This window comes from Streptomyces sp. CB02261 (assembly GCF_001905665.1).
In the GTDB taxonomy this organism is placed as follows: Bacteria; Actinomycetota; Actinomycetes; order Streptomycetales; family Streptomycetaceae; genus Streptomyces.
In genome coordinates, this window is sequence record NZ_LIVX01000004.1 from 394,818 (window position 1) to 410,099 (window position 15,282).

Consider the following 15,282-nt stretch of genomic DNA (forward strand, 5'->3'; position numbering starts at 1 on the left):
GGATGGGAATCGAAGTAGTCGTTGAGGGTCTGACCATGTCCTTTGGCAAGCAGAACATCTGGCAGGACGTGACGCTGACATTGCCGGCCGGAGAGGTGAGCGTGATGCTCGGCCCTTCCGGTACCGGAAAGACGGTCTTCCTGAAATCGCTCATCGGACTGCTCAAGCCCCAGCAGGGCCGCGTCCTCATCAACGGCGTCGACATGGTCAGCAGTCCGGAACGCGACATCTACGAGACCCGGAAGCTCTTCGGCCTCATGTTCCAGGACGGCGCCCTCTTCGGCTCCATGACCCTCTTCGACAACATCGCCTTCCCGCTGCGCGAGCACACCCGCAAGCGGGAGTCCGAGATCCGCCGCATCGTCATGGAGCGGATCGAACTCGTCGGCCTGCTGGGCGCGGAGGGCAAACTGCCGGGCGAGATCAGCGGCGGCATGCGCAAACGCGCCGGCCTCGCCCGGGCCCTCGTGCTCGACCCGCAGATCGTGCTGTGCGACGAACCCGACTCCGGGCTCGACCCCGTCCGCACCGCCTACCTCTCCCAGCTGCTCATCGACCTGAACGCCCGGATCGACGCCACGATGCTGATCGTCACCCACAACCTCGACATCGCGGCCACCGTCCCCGACAACATGGGGATGTTCTTCCGGCGCAACCTCGTCACCTTCGGACCGCGCGAGGTCCTCCTCACCAGCGACGAACCGGTCGTCACCCAGTTCCTCGCCGGCCGCCGCGAAGGCCCCATCGGCATGTCCGAGGAGAAGGACGCCGCCCTGCTCGCCGCCGAGTCGGCCCACGCCGCCCCCCACCGGGCGGGCGGCCCTCCCGGCATCGTCCCGCAGCTGGAACCGTCGCCCGGCCTGCCGCCGCGCGCCGCCGTCGCCCGCCGGCGCGAACGGGTCCTCGGCATGCTCGACCAGCTGCCGCCCGCCGCCCGCGCCGCGATCCGCGACACGTACGCGCGCGGTGCCGCGGCACCCACCCTGACCATGCCGGCCCCGGGGAGCGGCTCGTGATCACCCAGACCGCCCCGGCGCCGGGGAGCCGCTCGTGATCACCGGCGCGCTGCGGCAGACCGGCCGTCTCTTCGCCCTCACCGCCGAGGTGAGCCGCGCCGTCTTCCGGCGGCCCTTCCAGTTCCGCGAGTTCCTCGAGCAGTTCTGGTTCGTCGCGAGCGTCACCATCCTGCCGGCCGCTCTCGTCTCCATCCCGTTCGGCGCCGTCATCGCCCTCCAGGTCGGCTCGCTCACCCAGCAGCTCGGGGCCCAGTCGTTCACCGGCGGGGCCAGCGTCCTCGCCGTCATCCAGCAGGCGAGCCCGCTCATCGTCGCCCTCCTGATCGCCGGCGCCGGCGGCTCCGCCATCTGCGCCGACCTCGGCTCCCGCAAGATCCGGGAGGAGCTCGACGCGATGGAGGTCATGGGCGTCTCGCCCGTCCAACGACTGGTCGTCCCGCGCGTCCTCGCCACCATGGCCGTCGCCGTCCTCCTCAACGGGATGGTCTCCGTCGTCGGCACCCTGGGCGGCTACTTCTTCAACATCATCCTCCAGGGCGGCACCCCCGGCGCCTACCTCTCCAGCTTCTCCGCCCTCGCCCAGCTGCCCGACCTCTACATCAGCGAACTCAAGGCCCTCATCTTCGGGTTCATCGCGGGCATCGTCGCCGCCTACCGGGGGCTCAACCCCCGCGGCGGCCCCAAAGGCGTCGGCGACGCCGTCAACCAGTCCGTCGTCATCACCTTCATGCTGCTGTTCTTCGTGAACATGGTGATGACGGGCCTCTACCTCCAGATCGTCCCGCCGAAGGGAGGCTGAGACCGATGGCCTCCCCGTTCGTCTGGCTCGACCGGTCCGGCGACCAGCTCCTGTTCTACGTCAGAGCCCTGCTCTGGATCCCACGGACGCTGCGCCGCTACCTCAGAGAGGTGCAACGCCTGCTCGCCGAGGTCGCCTTCGGCTCCGGAGGCCTAGGAGTCATCGGCGGCACCATCGGCGTCATGATCGCCATGACGCTGTTCACCGGGACCGTCGTCGGCCTCCAGGGCTACGCGGCCCTCGAACAGATCGGCACCGCCGCCTTCACCGGCTTCGTGTCCGCGTACTTCAACACCCGGGAGATCGCCCCGCTCGTCGCCGGGCTCGCCCTCTCCGCGACCGTCGGCGCCGGATTCACCGCCCAGCTCGGCGCCATGCGCATCAACGAGGAGGTCGACGCCCTCGAAGGCATGGGCATCCGCTCCATGCCGTATCTGGTCACCACCCGCATCATCGCGGGCGTCGTCGCCATCGTCCCGCTGTACGCCGTCGGACTGCTCTCCTCCTACCTGGCCTCCCGCTATGTGACGGTCCTCTTCAACGGCCAGTCCCAGGGGACGTACGACCACTACTTCAACCTCTTCCTGTCACCGACGGACGTCCTCCTCTCGGTGCTGAAAGTGCTGATCTTCAGCGTGATGGTGATCATCGCCCACTGCTACTACGGCTTCCGTGCCTCCGGCGGCCCCGCCGGCGTCGGCATCGCCGTCGGCCGTTCCGTACGGAACGCCATCGTGCTGATCAGCGTCACCGACTTCTTCCTGTCGCTGGCCCTCTGGGGCGCGACCACGACCGTGAAGGTGGCGGGGTGAGATGAGCGACTCAACGGCCGAGACCCTGCGCCGCCGGTCCGCCGGCGTCGTGTTCCTGCTGGTGCCCGCGCTGCTCGCCTGGCTGGCGATCGCCGTCTACGACAAGCGCTTCACCGCGTCGGACCCGATCGTCGTCGAGACCGGCAGCGTCGGCAACGAGATGCACCTCGGCGCCGAGGTGAAACTGCGCGGCGTCGTCATCGGCGAGGTCCGCGCCATCGACGCCACCGACGGCGGAGCCCGGCTCACCCTCGCCATGCGGCCCGGGAGCCTCCGCCACGTCCCCTCCGACGTACGCGCGCAGATGCTGCCCACGACGCTCTTCGGCGAACGGTTCGTGGCCCTCGTACCGCCCGGGAACCCCTCCGCGCGACCCCTGGGGCCCGGAGCCGTCATCCCCGAGGACCGTTCGAGCAACGCCGTGGAACTCCAGCAGGTCCTCGACAACGTCCTGCCCCTGCTCACCGCCGTCCAGCCGCAGAAGCTCTCGGCGACCCTGTCGGCCGTCTCCCGGGCCCTCGAAGGGCGCGGCGAGCACCTCGGCGAGACGCTCGCCCGACTCGACGCCCACCTGCGCGAGTTCAACCCCCACCTGCCCGCCCTCACCCGCGACCTGAAAGAACTCGTGAAGGTCAGCCACCTCTACGCGGACGCCGCCCCGGACATCGTCACGGCGCTCACCGACTTCACCACCACCAGCGGCACCCTCGCCGAGAAGGAGGGCGAGCTGGCCGGCACCCTCGGCGTCACCACCCGCACCGCCCAGGACCTGACGGCCTTCCTGCGGCAGAACAAGGACAACATCATCCGGCTCGGCGCCACCGGCAGGCCCACCCTGGAACTGCTCGCCGAGTACTCCCCGTCCTTCCCCTGCACCCTGCGCACCCTCGCCCAGTTCGTCCCCGCCATGGACAAGGCGCTGGGCAAGGGCACCGACCGCCCCGGACTGCACGTGAACGTGACCACCGTGCCCTCGCGCGGCGCCTACGTCCCCGGCCGCGACACCCCCTCCTACGGATCGGGCGGCGGCCCCCGCTGCTACCCGGTGCCCTACCTCGGCGTCCCGGCCGCCCCCGCCGTGAGGGCCTCCTCCGCCGCCGACCAGCCCCTCGGGCCCGCCAACTCCCCGCAGGAGAACGACCTCGTCAACGAGCTCCTCGCCCCCGCCGCGAAGAAGCGGCCCGGCGACCTGCCGGACTGGAGCAGCCTGCTCGCCGGCCCCGCGTTCCGCGGCGCGGAGGTGACCCTGCGATGACGACCCGACCCACGCACACCCGCCGCCGCGGCCTGACCGGGACCCTCCTGAAGTCCCTCGCGTTCGTCCTGGTCACCGCCCTCGCCACCACCGTGCTCGGCTTCAGCATCGCCAACACCGGCGTCGGCTCCGCCACCCGCACCTACAAGGCGCTGTTCACCGACGTCACCGGCCTCGTCGACGGCGACTCCGTACGCATCGCCGGAGTGAAGGTCGGCGAGGTGACCGACGTACGCGTCGTCGAACGACGCACCGCCCAGGTCACCTTCACGGTCCGCGAGGACCGCCCCCTGCCCCTGTCCGCCACCGCCGCCGTGAAGTACCTCAACATGGTCGGGCAGCGCTACATCTCCCTGGGCCGGGGCAGCGGCGACCTCACCGGCACCCTGCGCGCCGGCGACACCATCCCGCTCGACCGCACCACCCCCGCACTCGACCTGACCCTGCTCTTCAACGGCTTCAAGCCGCTGTTCGAAGGCCTCTCGCCCGGCGACGTCAACGACCTGGCCGGCTCGCTCGTCCAGGTCCTCCAGGGCGAGAGCGGAACCGTCGACAGCCTCCTGCGGCACATCGGCTCCCTCACCAGGACCGTGGCCGCCAAGGACCAGGTCGTCGGCCAGGTCGTCACCCACCTCAACACCGTCCTCACCACCCTCAACGACCGCGAGGCCGCGTTCGGCGACCTCGTCGTCACCCTGCAGAAACTCGTCACCGGTTTCAACACCGACCGCAAACCCCTCGGCGAGGCCGTCCGGGCCATCGGCGACCTCACCACGACCACCGCCGGGCTCTTCCAGGAAGGCCGCGCCCCCCTCAAGAAGGACATCCGCGAACTGGGCCGCCTCTCGGGGACCCTCGGCGACCACACCCCCGCCATCGAGAGGTTCCTCGCGAACACCCCCGCCAAGATGACGGCCCTGGCCCGGCTCTCCTCGTACGGCTCGTGGTTCAACCTCTACCTCTGCGAGGCGCGCGTGACCGGAGTGGAGACGTCCGACGGCTCCGAGCCGCCGACCGGCATCGCCGTGACCGAACCGAGGTGCCGAGGATGAGCCGCAGCCCCCGGTTCAAGCCGGTCAAGGAACGCAACCCCGTCGCCGTCGCCGTCGTCGGACTCGTGGTCCTCGCCCTGATGGCCGCCCTCGCCTACAACGTCGAACGGCTCCCCCTCGTCGGCGGCGACACCGCCTACAGCGCCGACTTCTCCGAGGCCGCGGGGCTCGACGCGGGCGACGAGGTCCGCATCGCCGGGGTCAAGGTCGGCAAGGTCACCGAGGTCTCCCTCGACGGACCCAAGGTCAAGGTGACCTTCGAGGTCGGGGACGCCTGGATCGGCGACCGGTCGACCGCCGCCATCGCCATCAAGACCCTGCTCGGCGAGAAGTACCTCGCGCTCGACCCGCTGGGCTCCGCCCCGCAGGACCCCGGAACCCGCATCCCGCGATCACGCACCACCTCCCCGTACGACGTGACCCAGGCCTTCCAGGACCTCAGCGGCACCGTCGACGCCATCGACACCGAGAAACTCGCCGAGAGCTTCCAGACGATCTCCGACACCTTCAAGAACTCGCCGCCGCACGTGCGCAACGCCGCCACCGGCCTGTCCGAACTGTCGAGGTCCGTCTCCAAGCGCGACACCGAACTCGCCCGACTCCTGCGCAACAGCGAGAAGTTCACCAAGACCCTGGAGAACAAGAAGTCCAGCTTCGAGACACTCATCGAGGACGGCGGTTCACTGCTAGGCGAGCTCAAGAAGCGCCGCGACGCCATCCGCGCCCTGCTCAAGGGCTCCCGGGACCTGGGCACCCAGCTCAGCGGCCTCGTCGGCGACAACGACCGGCAGCTCGGACCCACCCTCAAGGCCCTCAGCCGGGTCACCGGCGTCCTGGAGAAGAACAGCGGCCAGCTCGACAGGACACTCGCGCTCGTCGGCCCGTACTACCGGCTCGTCGGCAACACCCTCGGCAGCGGCCGCTGGTTCGACAGCTACCTGTGCGGCGTCGTGCCCCGTACCTACCTGCCCGAAGCCTCGCAGCCCACCACCGGATGCCTGCCGCCGAAACAGACGGCGACGGCCAAGGGGAGCGGTGAATGAAGACCAGGACCAGAACACCCCTCGTCGCCGGCCTCGCCCTCGCGGTGCTCGCCGCCTGCGGTCTCGTCGCCGTACGCGTCCTCGACACCGGCGGCATCCGCGTCACCGCGTACTTCGACCGGGCCGTCGGCATCTACGCCGGATCCGACCTGCGCGTCCTCGGGGTACGGGTCGGCGAGGTGGAGTCCGTGGAACCCCAGGGCACCCGGGTACGCGTCGCACTCCGCCTCGACGACGGCGTACGCGTCCCCGCCGACGCACGGGCCCTCGTCGTCGCCCCCAGCATCGTCGCCGACCGGTACGTCCAGCTCAGTCCGGCGTACAGCACCGGCCCCGCCCTCGGCGACGGAGCCCAGCTGCCCGCCGCCCGCAACCGCACCCCCGTCGAGATCGACCAGCTCTACGACTCCATCACCGAACTGAGCCGCGCCCTCGGCCCCGACGGCGCCAACGCGTCCGGAGCCCTCTCCGAACTCCTCGACACCGGCGCGAAGAACCTCAAGGGCAACGGCGCCGCCATCGGCACCTCCATCGCCGAGTTCGGCAAGGCCGCCAAGACCCTCGACGGCAGCAGCGACCACCTCTTCGCCACCCTCACCCAGCTCCAGACCTTCACCACCATGCTCAAGAAGAAGGACGGCGACGTCCGCACCGCACAGGAACGACTCGACGAGGTCGTCGGCTACTTCGCCGAGAACAAGGACGACCTCGCCGGCGCCCTCAAGGAACTCGGCAAGGCCCTCGCCCAGGTCAAGACGTTCCTCAAGGACAACCGCGGCGAGCTGAAGAAGAACGTCGACCGGCTGGTCCCCCTCACCCAGGCCCTCGTCGACCAGCGCGCCTCCCTCGCCGAAGCCCTCGACGTCGCCCCGCTCGCCGCGGGCAACCTCGTCAACGCGTACGACAAGGACACCCGCACCCTCGACGGCCGCGCCAACCTCAACGAGATCAGCATGGGCGGCCCGCTGCTCCCGCTGCCCGTCACCGGGGGCGCCGCGGCGGGCACCGGAAAGGGGGAGCGATGAGACGCGGCCCCCTGCCCTCCGCCAGGGCGACCGGAGCCGGCGCCGCCGGACTGGTCGCTCTCGGCCTCGGACTCGCCGTCGTCCTCGGCGCCCTCCCCGCGCCCCCCGTCCGGTTCGACGGCATCGAGGACCTGCCGCTGCCCGGCGGCGCCGACCTCGGCCCCCACCCCTACACCGTCACCGCCGAACTCGACGACGTCCTGAGCCTGGTGCCCCAGTCCGCGGTGAAGGTGAACGACGTCGCCGTCGGCCGCGTCACCGCCATCGACCTCGGCACCGGCACCTGGTCCGCCCGCGTCACCCTGGAGATCAACGGAGACGTCCGGCTGCCCGCCGACGCCGGCGCCCGCCTGGAACAGTCGAGCCTCCTGGGCGAGAAGTACATCCAGCTCGTCGCCCCCCGGAAGGACAGCGGACGGCGGCTCACCGACGGCAGCGTCATCCCCCTGGCCCGCACCAGCCGCAACACGGAGGTCGAGGAGGTGTTCGGCGCGCTGTCCCTGCTGCTCAACGGCGGCGGCGTCAACCAGCTCAAGACCATCACCAGGGAACTGAACGCGGCGCTCGGCGGCCGCGAGCCCGAGGTCCGCTCCATGCTGAAGCGCGTGAACACGCTCGTGGCGAACCTGGACGCCCACCGCGGCGACATCACCCGCGCCCTCGACGGCGTCAACCGGCTCTCCGCCACCCTCGCCGGTCGCAGGAAGGACGTCGACACCGTCCTCACCGGCCTCTCGCCCGGCCTGAAGACGCTGGAGAACCAGCGGGGCTCCCTGCTGACCATGCTGCGCGCCCTGGACACCCTCTCCGGCGTCGCCGTCAGCACCATCGACGCCGGCAAGGAGGACATGATCGCCGACCTCAAGGCCCTCGCCCCCACCCTGACGGCCCTCGCGGACGCCGGCGCCGACCTCCCCGAGTCGCTCCAGGTCCTCCTGACGTACCCCTTCACCGACGAGGTGCTGCGGGGCGTCAAGGGCGACTACCTCAACACCTACCTGCATCTCGCCGCCGCCCCCGGGACCCAGATCGTCCCGCCCCTGATCCCCAGGGCCGACCCCACCCCCACCCCCACCCCTTCGCCCCCGACCCAGGACCCGGCCTCCGGCACCGCCCGCAGCCCGCGGACGGCGCTGCCCCTGCCGCCCGTCCAGACGGCGAGCCCCTCCGGAACCGGCACGACCGGGCCGGCCACCGCACCGAAGGACGGAGGCGAGACCCGGTGATCACCCGCACCGTACGGCTGAAGAACCTCGCGTTCCTCGTCATCGCCGTCCTCGTCCTCGGCTTCGTCGGCGTCCGCTACGCCGACCTCGGCCGCTACGCCGGCGTCGCCGACCACTACACCGTCCGGGTCCATCTCGCCCGTACGGGAGGCCTGTTCACCCACTCCGACGTCACCTACCGGGGCGTCTCCGTGGGACGCGTGGGAAGCATCGGCCTCACCGCCGACGGCGTCGTGGCGGAACTGCGCATCAAGAAGTCCGCCCCCCGGATCCCCGCCGACGCGCGGGCCGTGGTCGCCGGGCTCTCCGCCGTCGGCGAGCAGTACATCGACCTGCGCCCCGAGAGCGACGACGGCCCGTACCTCGCCGACGGCGCCCGCATCGAACAGACCGACACCCAGGTACCGGCACCCGTCACCGACGTGCTCGCCGGCATGAACGACCTCACCGGCTCCGTACCGCTGGAGTCCCTGCGCACGGTCGTCGACGAACTCGGCAAGGCCTTCGAGGGACACGGCGACGACCTCCAGGTCCTCCTCGACAACGGCAGCAGCTTCGTCGAAGCCGCCGACAGGTCCCTGCCGGCCACCACCCGCCTCATCCACGACGGAGAGGTCGTCCTGCGCACCCAGGCCGAAGAGAGCCGCGCCATCCGGGACTTCGCCACCGGCGCGCGCGACCTCGCCGCCACCCTCAAGGGCTCCGACGCCGACCTGCGCCGCCTCCTCGCCGTCACCCCCGACGCCGCCGGGCAGGTCAGCGGTCTCCTGCGCGACCTCGACCCCAGCCTGAGCGTCGTCCTCGCCAACCTCCTCACCACCTCGGAACTCGCCGTCACCCGGCAGCGCGGCACGGAGGAACTGCTCGTGAAGCTCCCGGCGGCCGTCTCGGCCGGAGCCACCGCCGTCGACGGAGGACGCGTCAACATCGGCCTCGCCCTCACCTTCTTCAAGCCACTGCCCTGCACCGCGGGATACGGCGGGACGCGGTACCGCAACGGACTCGACCTCGGGACCGCGCCCGCCCTCAACACCGGCGCCTCCTGTACGGGCTCCGCCGCGGCCGGCGTCAACGTACGCGGCTCGGCCCACGCCCCCAAGGGCGGCCGGGTGCCCGAACCGGCCAAACCCGGCTCCCTGCCCTCGGGCAGCGGCCGCACCACGACCGGCCCACGCGCGACCCTGCCCGGTGCGCTCGCGCTGCCCGGCCAGACCGGCGGGCCGACGGACATGGCCGGCCTGCTCGGCCTGACCACGGGGAGCGCCCGGTGAGGCGGGCGAGGATCCTCGGCGCAGGCGCCCTCCTCGTCGCCCTCGGCTTCTGCGCGACCGGCGCGTGGACCTACGTGGAGGCCCGCACCGACCAGGAACTCGCCTTCAGCCGCGAACGGGACACGGCGCTCGCGGAGGGGCGGCACGGCATCACCGTCCTGAACACCCTCGACGCCTCGACCCTCGAGCGCGCCGAAGCGGGCATCCGGGCCTGGCGCGAGGCCTCCACCGGACCCCTCCGCACCGAACTCGGGCGCACCGAGCCCGCCGTGGGCGCCTCGGCGCGCGCCACGGTCACCGAGGCCGCCCTCACCGCGCTCGACGCGCGAGCCGGTACGGCGAAACTCATCGCGACCGTCCGGGTCGACGTCACCCCGCGCGGGGCCGCCGCGGCGACCTCCGACCGCAAGCGTCTGGAGGCGGTCCTGACGCGCACCGGCGAGGACACCTGGAGGGTCGCGGCACTGAGCGCGGTCCCGGTCGCCGGCGCGCGGGAGACCGGGAGTGGGAACGAGAGCGAGAACGAGAGGGAGGGCGGGGGCCGGTGACGCGACTGCCGAGCGGGACCACCACGGACGAGGACGCTCCGTCGACCACCGAGGACGGGCCGGGATTCCCGGAGGACCACGGCACGAAGAGCGCGGACGGGGACGGAACGGGGACCGCGGACGGCGGCGGTGTGGCCGGAGACAGCGGCGGTGCGGCCGGAGACGGCGGAGGCCGCCGATCCGCCACCGCCTGGCGCAGGGGCGCCCTCGCCGCCGCCGTCGCGGTCCTGCTCATCGGCGGGGGCGCGTTCCTCCACAGCGCCCACCAGCTCCGGTCGACCCCGTCCGCACGCAACCAGGCGCTCACCGACACCGAGGCCACCACCCGCGTCGGCGGCGACGTCGCCGAGGGCCTCGCCCGGATCTTCTCCTACGCCCCCGCCGGCGCCGACGCCGCCGAACGCTCCGCCCGCACCGTGCTGGCGGGACGGGCCGCCCGTCAGTACGAGGACCTGTTCGCGCAGGTCCGGGCGAGTCTGGCGGAGCAGCGGATCACCCTCACCACCCAGGCCGTCCGCACGGGAGTGATCGAACTCGACGGGGACAGCGCGCGCCTCCTCGTGTTCCTCGACCAGACCTCGCGGCGGGACAAGGCCGCCGCCGCCTCCGCCGCGGCCCAGCTCACCGTCACCGCGAAGTTCCAGGGGGACCGGTGGCTGATCGTCGACATCAAGGCCCGCTGACGATGAGCGGGAGACGGGAGCACCTCATGACACGCCCGGTGGGCATCCGGCCGGCCCTGGCCGTGGCCCTCGTCCTCACCCTCGTCGCGGGAGCCTTCGCGGCCTGGGCCGGCCGGGACTGGTACGCCGCCGCCCACGACGACTCCGCCGCGTACGCCGTGCAGCGCGACCGGGCCCTCGCGGCGGGAGAGCAGGCCGTGCAGAACCTCAACACGCTCGACCACCGGCGCGTGGAGCAGGGGCTCGACCTCTGGGAGTCCTCCACGACCGGTGACCTGCACCGGCAACTCGTCGACGGCCGCGCGGAGTTCACCGGCCAGGTGAGGACGGCGAAGACGGTGACCACGGCCCGGGTGCTGTCCGGCGCCGTCACGGAACTCGACGACCGGGCCGGCCGGGCCCGGGTGCTCGTCGCCCTGCGCGTCACCGTCACCACGCCCGACAGCAGGAGCACGGACAAGGACAGCCGCATGCTGGGCGAACTCACCCGCACCGACGGCCACTGGAAGCTCAGCGCGCTCGGGCAGGCCCCCGTGGGCGGCTCGGCGGCCGGCTGACCGGGCCGTACCCGCGAGAGCCGTCCGCACCCCGAAAGGACACGCAGGATGTCGACCACCCGCCACCTCGTCAACCGCCAGCGCCGCCGCCAGGCCCTCGCGGGCCCGCCGGCCGAGCCCACCGCCACGCGGACCCGGCAAGGGCCGGCGGCGACGCCCGTACGGGAGAAGCCCGTACGGGAGACGGCCGCGGCACCGAAGCGGAAAGCCGAGGGCCCGGCGCGGCCGCGTCATCTCGTCCCGCTCGTGGTCCTGTGCGTCCTGACGCTCCTCCTGGGCGGCTTCGCCGGGTGGGCGTCCAGCAGGGCGGGGGAGCTCCGTGACGACCCCGCCCGCAGCAACACGGCCCTCACCGACCTCGCCCGTACCAGTGAGATCAAGGGGCAGACCGCGGCGGCCGTCGCCGCGCTCTTCTCCTACGACCACGCCGACCCGGCCCCCTTCGAGCGGGCCGGGAAGACCCTCCTCACGGGGAAGGCCGTCGCCCAGCACCGGACGCTGCTCGGCGGGGTCCTCGCGCAGGCGGCCCGGCAGAAGACGGTGATCACCACGACGGTCACCGACAGCGCGGTCGAACGGATCGACGGCGACCGGGCCCGCGTCCTGGTCTACGCCGACCAGAGCAGCGTCAGCACGGCCGGCACCGGCGGCAAGCAGGGGAAGAAGGCCCAGGACCAGGGCGTCTACGCGGGCGCCATGTTCGCGGTGGACGTCGTGCACCGCGACGGGCGGTGGATCGTCGAGAACCTCGACACCTTCGGCCGCTGAGCCCTCCCGCTCCCGTCCCTCATCGCCGCCTCCATGACGTCGAGCAGCCCCGCGAGGTCCGGGCGAGGGGGCGGAAGCGTACCAGCGCGGTCCTCGCCCCGGGCGGACTTCACGTACTCTCCGCGCCCGACCGAGTCCGTACGGTAGTCATGGCGTCGGGAGGGAACACATTGATCTTCAGTCGTCGCCGCCGGAAGCCTGTCCCCAGCGCGGGTAGCTGCCCCTACGCGGCAGGGGCCCCGGCCCCCGCCACCCCCGAGCCGCCCGCCCCGGCGCCGGACCTCACGGACCGGCAGCAGGCGGAACGGTTCATCCGGCAGTTCCACGACGAGCAGCCGGGCGCCGGAGCGTGCGACAGCCGGCTCCGCGAGGTGCTCGCCGAGATCGACCGCACCGGAACCTACGCGCACACCGGGGACGAACTCGCCTTCGGCGCGCGCGTCGCCTGGCGCAACGCGGCCCGCTGCATCGGCAGGCTCTACTGGCGCAGCCTCGTGGTGCGCGACCTCCGGCACGTCACCTCCGCCGACGACATCGCCGCCGCGTGCTTCGCGCATCTGCGGCTGGCCGGCAACGACGGCAGGATCCGGCCGGTCGTCTCCGTCTTCGCCCCCGACCGGCCCGGCCGCCCCGGCCCCCGGATCGTCAACGACCAGCTGGTCCGCTACGCCGGACACCGCACGCCCGACGGCGCCTCGATCGGCGACCCGCGCAGCGCGTCGCTGACCGCGTACGCCCGCGAGCTGGGGTGGAAGCGGGACGAGGAGCCCTTCCAGGTACTGCCGCTGATGGTGCGTGAACACCCCGGAGAGCGGCCGGAGTGGTACGAACTCCCGGACGACTCCGTACGGGAGGTGCCGCTGACCCATCCCGAGCACGCCTGGTTCGCGGAGCTGGGACTGCGCTGGTACGCCGTGCCCGCGATCAGCGACATGACCTTGGAGATCGGCGGCGTACGGTATCCGGCGGCGCCGTTCAACGGCTGGTACATGGGCACGGAGATAGGGGCCCGGAACCTCGCGGACGCCGAGCGGTACGACCTGCTCCCGGTGGTGGCCGACCGGCTGGGCCTCGACCGCTCGACCGAGCGCACGCTCTGGCGGGACCGGGCGCTGGTGGAACTCAACCTGGCGGTGCTCCACTCCTACCAGGAGGCGGGGGTGACGATGGCCGACCACCACACCGAGTCCCGGCGCTTCCTGCGGCACATCGCCCAGGAGAGCCGGCACGGCAGGACCACGCCCGCCGACTGGAGCTGGATCGTCCCTCCGGTGTCCGGCTCGGCCACGCCGGTCTTCCACCGGTACTACGACCCGGTGGACCCCGCACTCCGCCCTGCCTTCCTCCCCCGTACCTGAGTACGGGCGCCGGCCCTCCTCCCGCGCGTCCGGGCGGCGGCTGGCCGCCCCGCCGTCAGCCGCCGAGTCCGGGGACCCAGTGGTTGTGCACCTGAAGGACCCGGGGACGGCCCTCGGTCGTCGGCCAGCCGAGGTCGGCCGCGACCGGCATCATGCGCTCGGCGAACGCGTTCATCTGCTGCTCGGACTCCCAGACGTCGAAGACCTCCAGGCCGTCGTCCGTCGTGACGCACGCGTGGGACACACAGCCGTCGAAGATGCCGGGCAGCTCCTGGAGTCTGGCGTGGAGGGTGTCGTACTGGTCGGTGGTGATGCCCGAGAGGACGGCGTGGACGAAGATCGCCATGGGGATTTCCTCCTCGTGAGGTGGGGCGGTACCTCACGCGCCGCCCCGCGGCCACACCCCCCTCCAAGCCAGCACACCACGACCCGCCGGGGACGGCATCCGAGGAGCCGTCCCCGGCGGGTGCCCGGTCAGCGGCGTCCCAGGACCTCGACGACCCGGGTGAAACCCTCCGCGCCGTGGCCCAGGGCCACCGTGCGCCGCGACAGTCCCTCGACGGCCCGCATCACGCCGGCGTCGATGCCGTGCGCCTCGGACGCGTGCACGATGTGCGTCATCGTCGAGACCGCCGAGGTGAGCGGACTGGCCTCGCCGGAGTACCCGCCGCTCTCGACGTCCTCCGCCCACTCCTGGAACAGCGGCGGCAGGATCGCGGCGATGCCCTGGGCGAACGGAGCCAGTTCCGTCGGGGCGATCCCCTCGGCGCGCGCCACCGCGAGCGCGTGGGTGTATCCCGCCATCGCCGTCCAGAAGATGTCGAGCAGCGCGATGTCGTACCCCGCCGCCCGGCTGATCTCCTCCCCGAGGTGGGTGTGGGTGCCGGCCAGGGCGTCGAGCACCGGCCGGTGCTCGCGGTAGAGCGCGCCGGGACCGCTGTAGAGGAACACGCCGTCCGGCGTCCCGATCGCCGGGGTCGGGGTCATGATGGCGCCGTCGAGGTAGCCGATGCCGTGCTCGTCGGCCCAGGCCCCGGTGTCCCTGGCCCGCTCGGGGGTGTCGGCGCTGAGGTTCACGACGGTCCGTCCCTTGAGGGCGCGGGTCACGGCCTCCTGCCGCAGGACGGAATCGGTGGCGTCGTAGTTGACCAGACAGATCACGGTCAGCGGGCTCGCCGCGACCGCTTCCTCGGCGCTCGCGGCCGACACGGCACCGGCGGCGACCAGCTCCCGGTCCCGGCCGGGCGTCCGGTTCCACACGGTGGTGCGTACGCCCGCCGCGAGGAACGCGCCGGCCAGCGCCCGCCCCATCGGCCCGAGGCCGACGACCGTGACGGCGTGCTCCTCGGCGGGAGAAGAGGGCGTGCGGGAAGAAGACATGGGTGAACTCCCTTGTAGACACATGAGGAAAGAAATCCCGGAGGAAGGAGAGGGACGCGGATGAATCGCGCCCGGGCCCGGAACACCGACATCTGCGGAGTGAGCGCCGCGCTGGTGGTCATCGAGGGCAAATGGAAGACGGCGTTGCTGTGGCTGCTCGAGTCCGGCCCGCACCGCCCCGGCGAACTGCGCCGGAAGCTTCCCGGGCTCAGCGAGAAGGTGCTGACCCAGGCGCTGCGCGAGATGGAGGAGGACGGCCTCGTGCACCGTGAGGTCCACGACGTCCTGCCGCCGAAGACCGTCTACTCGCTGACCGGCTTCGGACGCGAACTCTCGTCGGCGCTGGCCCCGTTGTCCGACTGGGGGTACCGGCGCCTGGACCGGCTCACGGCCGTGCCCACCGCTTCCTGAGGCCCTGTCGTACTCCCTTCCTCCGGGCCGCTCCCAGCATCGCCCGGGGAGCGCGCCCCCGACCAGTACGCACAAAAA

General features: G+C 72.2%; 17 protein-coding genes. 15 read left to right on the plus strand and 2 right to left on the minus strand.

The window, feature by feature from the left end:
* The first annotated feature begins 2 nt into the window (after positions 1 to 2).
* The 14 genes from AMK29_RS15185 (at position 3) to AMK29_RS15250 (ending at position 13,413) form a co-directional block, all read left to right on the plus strand.
* Positions 3 to 1,016 carry an ABC transporter ATP-binding protein gene (locus tag AMK29_RS15185; protein ID WP_073812951.1) on the plus strand — a complete coding sequence of 338 codons (1,014 nt, stop codon included), beginning with the start codon at positions 3 to 5 and terminating at the stop codon, positions 1,014 to 1,016.
* Positions 1,017 to 1,050: 34 nt separating this feature from the next.
* Positions 1,051 to 1,815 carry an MlaE family ABC transporter permease gene (locus AMK29_RS15190; protein ID WP_073812953.1) on the plus strand — a complete coding sequence of 255 codons (765 nt, stop codon included), beginning with the start codon at positions 1,051 to 1,053 and terminating at the stop codon, positions 1,813 to 1,815.
* A gap of 5 nt (positions 1,816 to 1,820) precedes the next feature.
* Positions 1,821 to 2,627 carry an MlaE family ABC transporter permease gene (locus AMK29_RS15195; protein WP_073812955.1) on the plus strand — a complete coding sequence of 269 codons (807 nt, stop codon included), beginning with the start codon at positions 1,821 to 1,823 and terminating at the stop codon, positions 2,625 to 2,627.
* A gap of 1 nt (position 2,628) precedes the next feature.
* Positions 2,629 to 3,882 (plus strand): MCE family protein, encoded by a 1,254-nt coding sequence (locus tag AMK29_RS15200; protein WP_073812956.1) that lies wholly within the window; start codon positions 2,629 to 2,631, stop codon positions 3,880 to 3,882.
* Positions 3,879 to 4,934 (plus strand): MCE family protein, encoded by a 1,056-nt coding sequence (locus tag AMK29_RS15205; protein ID WP_073812958.1) that lies wholly within the window; start codon positions 3,879 to 3,881, stop codon positions 4,932 to 4,934. Before AMK29_RS15200 ends, AMK29_RS15205 begins: the two co-directional genes overlap by 4 nt.
* The gene (locus tag AMK29_RS15210) at positions 4,931 to 5,977 is read left to right on the plus strand and encodes an MCE family protein (protein ID WP_073812961.1); all 1,047 of its coding nucleotides are present in this window, start codon (positions 4,931 to 4,933) and stop codon (positions 5,975 to 5,977) included. The genes AMK29_RS15205 and AMK29_RS15210 overlap by 4 nt, the downstream gene beginning before the upstream one ends.
* A complete protein-coding gene (locus AMK29_RS15215; RefSeq protein ID WP_073812962.1) occupies positions 5,974 to 7,002 on the plus strand; it encodes an MCE family protein in 1,029 nt (342 codons plus the stop codon). Before AMK29_RS15210 ends, AMK29_RS15215 begins: the two co-directional genes overlap by 4 nt.
* Positions 6,999 to 8,228, plus strand: a complete 1,230-nt coding sequence (locus AMK29_RS15220) for an MCE family protein (RefSeq protein WP_073812964.1) — start codon at positions 6,999 to 7,001, stop codon at positions 8,226 to 8,228. The genes AMK29_RS15215 and AMK29_RS15220 overlap by 4 nt, the downstream gene beginning before the upstream one ends.
* Positions 8,225 to 9,499, plus strand: coding sequence for an MCE family protein (locus AMK29_RS15225; RefSeq protein WP_073812966.1), 1,275 nt, complete (start codon positions 8,225 to 8,227; stop codon positions 9,497 to 9,499). Before AMK29_RS15220 ends, AMK29_RS15225 begins: the two co-directional genes overlap by 4 nt.
* Positions 9,496 to 10,047 carry a hypothetical protein gene (locus AMK29_RS15230; RefSeq protein WP_073812968.1) on the plus strand — a complete coding sequence of 184 codons (552 nt, stop codon included), beginning with the start codon at positions 9,496 to 9,498 and terminating at the stop codon, positions 10,045 to 10,047. The genes AMK29_RS15225 and AMK29_RS15230 overlap by 4 nt, the downstream gene beginning before the upstream one ends.
* Positions 10,044 to 10,730 carry a hypothetical protein gene (locus AMK29_RS15235; protein ID WP_241845372.1) on the plus strand — a complete coding sequence of 229 codons (687 nt, stop codon included), beginning with the start codon at positions 10,044 to 10,046 and terminating at the stop codon, positions 10,728 to 10,730. The genes AMK29_RS15230 and AMK29_RS15235 overlap by 4 nt, the downstream gene beginning before the upstream one ends.
* A gap of 26 nt (positions 10,731 to 10,756) precedes the next feature.
* Entirely contained in the window at positions 10,757 to 11,287 is a 531-nt protein-coding gene (locus AMK29_RS15240; RefSeq protein ID WP_073812970.1) for a nuclear transport factor 2 family protein, read from the plus strand.
* A 48-nt stretch (positions 11,288 to 11,335) separates the two neighbouring features.
* On the plus strand, positions 11,336 to 12,055 hold the full coding sequence (locus AMK29_RS15245) for a hypothetical protein (protein ID WP_073812973.1): 720 nt from the start codon (positions 11,336 to 11,338) through the stop codon (positions 12,053 to 12,055).
* 149 nt (positions 12,056 to 12,204) lie between these two features.
* On the plus strand, positions 12,205 to 13,413 hold the full coding sequence (locus AMK29_RS15250; RefSeq protein ID WP_073812976.1) for a nitric oxide synthase oxygenase: 1,209 nt from the start codon (positions 12,205 to 12,207) through the stop codon (positions 13,411 to 13,413).
* Positions 13,414 to 13,468: 55 nt separating this feature from the next.
* Here AMK29_RS15250 and AMK29_RS15255 read toward each other — a convergent pair whose 3' ends face one another.
* Positions 13,469 to 13,759, minus strand: a complete 291-nt coding sequence (locus tag AMK29_RS15255; RefSeq protein ID WP_073812979.1) for a hypothetical protein — start codon at positions 13,757 to 13,759, stop codon at positions 13,469 to 13,471.
* A 128-nt stretch (positions 13,760 to 13,887) separates the two neighbouring features.
* A complete protein-coding gene (locus tag AMK29_RS15260; protein WP_073812981.1) occupies positions 13,888 to 14,793 on the minus strand; it encodes an NAD(P)-dependent oxidoreductase in 906 nt (301 codons plus the stop codon).
* Between the two features lie 60 nt (positions 14,794 to 14,853).
* Between AMK29_RS15260 and AMK29_RS15265 the strand changes: the two genes are divergently transcribed.
* Complete coding sequence (locus AMK29_RS15265; protein WP_073812985.1) at positions 14,854 to 15,204, plus strand: winged helix-turn-helix transcriptional regulator; 351 nt, start codon at positions 14,854 to 14,856, stop codon at positions 15,202 to 15,204.
* The last annotated feature ends 78 nt before the right edge of the window (positions 15,205 to 15,282 follow it).